The following is a 1,669-nucleotide window of genomic DNA, read 5'->3' as shown; positions in this document are numbered from 1 at the left end:
CAACCCTGGTGGGTTCGGTCCTCCACGACCTCTTACAGCCGCTTCAACCTGCCCATGGCTAGATCACTCCGCTTCGGGTCTTGAGCGCGCTACTATACCGCCCTATTCGGACTCGCTTTCGCTACGGCTCCCCCACACGGGTTAACCTCGCAACACACCGCAAACTCGCAGGCTCATTCTTCAAAAGGCACGCAGTCACGAGAACAAGGCAAGCCTTGCTCCGACGCTCCCACGGCTTGTAGGCACACGGTTTCAGGTACTATTTCACTCCGCTCCCGCGGTACTTTTCACCATTCCCTCACGGTACTATCCGCTATCGGTCACCAGGGAATATTTAGGCTTAACGGGTGGTCCCGCCAGATTCACACGAGATTTCTCGGGCCCCGTGCTACTTGGGTGTCTCTCAAACGAGCCGTCAATGTTTCAGCTACGGGGGTCTTACCCTCTACGCCGGGCCTTTCGCATGCCCTTCGCCTACACCAACGGTTTCTGACTCGCCTCACAGCCGGCAGACTGTAAAAGAGAGATCCCACAACCCCGCATGCGCAACCCCTGCCGGGTATCACACACATACGGTTTGGCCTCATCCGGTTTCGCTCGCCACTACTCCCGGAATCACTGTTGTTTTCTCTTCCTGAGGGTACTGAGATGTTTCACTTCCCCTCGTTCCCTCCACACTGCCTATGTGTTCAGCAGCGGGTGACAGCCCATGACGACTGCCGGGTTTCCCCATTCGGACACCCCCGGATCACAGCTCGGTTGACAGCTCCCCGGGGCCTATCGCGGCCTCCCACGTCCTTCATCGGTTCCTGGTACCAAGGCATCCACCGTGCGCCCTTAAAAACTTGGCCACAGATGCTCGCGTCCACTGTGCAGTTCTCAAACAACGACCAGCCACCCACCACCCCGCCGCAAGCAGCGAGTTCACTGGGACCGGCACTGAAGAAACGAACTCACGTCCGTACCCTCAGACACCCAACAGCGCGCCCGGCACAGTCAGCCGATGTGTTCCGTATTCCACGCCGAAGCAGTACTAACAGAACTCATCCAACCCACTGTGCCGAATAGTCAACGTTCCACCCATGAGCTGACCACCGTCGGACGTTTGCCGACGTAGTGGCTCTGAACCCCCGCTAGGGGGTTGAGATGCTCCTTAGAAAGGAGGTGATCCAGCCGCACCTTCCGGTACGGCTACCTTGTTACGACTTCGTCCCAATCGCCAGTCCCACCTTCGACAGCTCCCTCCCACAAGGGGTTGGGCCACCGGCTTCGGGTGTTACCGACTTTCGTGACGTGACGGGCGGTGTGTACAAGGCCCGGGAACGTATTCACCGCAGCACTGCTGATCTGCGATTACTAGCAACTCCGACTTCATGGGGTCGAGTTGCAGACCCCAATCCGAACTGAGACCGGCTTTTTGAGATTCGCTCCGCCTCACGGCATCGCAGCTCATTGTACCGGCCATTGTAGCACGTGTGCAGCCCAAGACATAAGGGGCATGATGACTTGACGTCGTCCCCACCTTCCTCCGAGTTGACCCCGGCAGTCTCCTGTGAGTCCCCATCACCCCGAAAGGCATGCTGGCAACACAGAACAAGGGTTGCGCTCGTTGCGGGACTTAACCCAACATCTCACGACACGAGCTGACGACAGCCATGCACCACCTGTA

2 rRNA genes are annotated in these 1,669 nt (G+C 58.3%); both read right to left on the bottom strand.

Annotated features, from left to right (window positions below):
* A 23S ribosomal RNA gene (locus ACFU9P_RS34590) occupies nucleotides 1-851 on the bottom strand; the annotation flags it as partial.
* A 306-nt stretch (nucleotides 852-1,157) separates the two neighbouring features.
* Nucleotides 1,158-1,669: ribosomal RNA gene (locus ACFU9P_RS34585) — 16S ribosomal RNA — on the bottom strand; the annotation flags it as partial.

Origin of the sequence: Streptomyces sp. NPDC057617 (genome assembly GCF_042800555.1) — a bacterium.
Taxonomy (GTDB): Bacteria; Actinomycetota; Actinomycetes; order Streptomycetales; family Streptomycetaceae; genus Streptomyces.
This window is presented reverse-complemented; position numbering and strand designations above follow the sequence as displayed.